The sequence below is a fragment of the Massilia genomosp. 1 genome (assembly GCF_011682185.1).
In the GTDB taxonomy this organism is placed as follows: Bacteria; Pseudomonadota; Gammaproteobacteria; order Burkholderiales; family Burkholderiaceae_D; genus Telluria_A; species Telluria_A rubra.
In genome coordinates, this window is sequence record NZ_WHJF01000284.1 from 1 (window position 1) to 1,342 (window position 1,342).

At 60.7% G+C, this 1,342-nt stretch carries 1 protein-coding gene; it reads left to right on the top strand.

The genetic code is table 11. The features are described from left to right. Window positions 1–158: 158 nt before the first annotated feature. The coding region (locus F1735_RS33590; protein ID WP_167241341.1) for an IS4 family transposase at window positions 159–1,342 on the top strand (1,184 nt) is incomplete at its 3' end.

Genomic DNA, 1,342 nt, shown 5'->3' on the forward strand with positions numbered 1-1,342 from the left:
CAATCTACCGGACTTAAGCCTGTCGATTTTTTTACGATTGAACGTCGAAATCGCTTGACAAGATGACCGCTTCGCGCGGCCGCCGCCCTGCACGCGAGGTTTTTTTTCGCGTGCAGGGCGGCGGCCAATGAAGATCTTTTTGATCTTTATTGGCCCTTATGTCGCTCGAACTACTGCTTGCAGCCTTTTCCGATTACCTGCGTTCCGACCACTTTCTCGCTTTGGCGCGCCATGCCGATCACCCGAACGCGTTCACCCGCCAGCGCAAACTGCCATTGCCGGCCCTCGTGGCCGTGCTTCTTGGTGGCATGCGCAAAAGCATACAGGCAGAACTCGACGAATTTTTCGGCCACCTCGGTCAAAGCGCCCAACTTCTACGACATGTGTCAGAGCGTGCGCTGTTCCGAGCCCGCGCCAAGCTGGCCGCCACTGCCATTCCGGCCATCAACACCTGGCTGATTCAACAGGCCGAAGCGGCCGGTGCCATACCGCGTTGGCACGGTCGGCGCCTGGTCGCCGCAGACGCATCGACGCTCCAGTTCGGACTGCGCGCCAGCAATGTGCCGAACGCTGCGACCAGTCAGCAAATTGCCTTCGGCCTGTTCTTGCCTGGTACCGAGATGACGCTGGTCGCATCACTGCACAGCATCCACGAGAGTGAACGCCAGATGCTGTTTCAGCACCTCGATCTGCTCAACAGCGGCGACCTGCTGCTGATGGACCGTGGCTACCCATGCCGCTGGCTGGTGGCCGTGCTGAACCAGCGCGGCATCGGCTTTTGCATGCGCGTTGAGAAGGCGGGCAACGCCGGCTTCACCTGCGTGCGCGATTTCCTGCGCTCCGACCGAGTGGAACAAATCGTCACGCTGCCCGCATCCGACCGTAGCGACGCCAACGACTACGAGTGTCCAGCCGCCCCGCAAACAGTGCGCCTGATTCGACACGTCGCCTCGACCGGCAAGGTGCGCGTGCTGATGACCAATCTACTCGACATGGAAGAGTTTCCTGCCGCCGAATTCGGCGCGCTCTACCACCAGCGCTGGCGCATCGAGGAAGCCTTCAAACGCCTCAAACATCACCACAACCTGGAGCACGTCTCAGGGCTGTCGCAGCTTGCCGTACTGCAGGACTTCCACGCCAAAATCGTCTGCGACAATTTGCAATCCCTGACCACGGCGACGGCCGCCGCCACTTTCCACTTGCCGCCAGCCCGGCGCGTGAACCGCGCCTATGCACAAACGGTACTCAAACCGCTGATGCCGGCACTGCTGCTGCGTGGTGCCGTGGACTTGCTTCACAATGCCATGGCCCTGATTGTTCGCAAGACGTTCCTTCACCGACC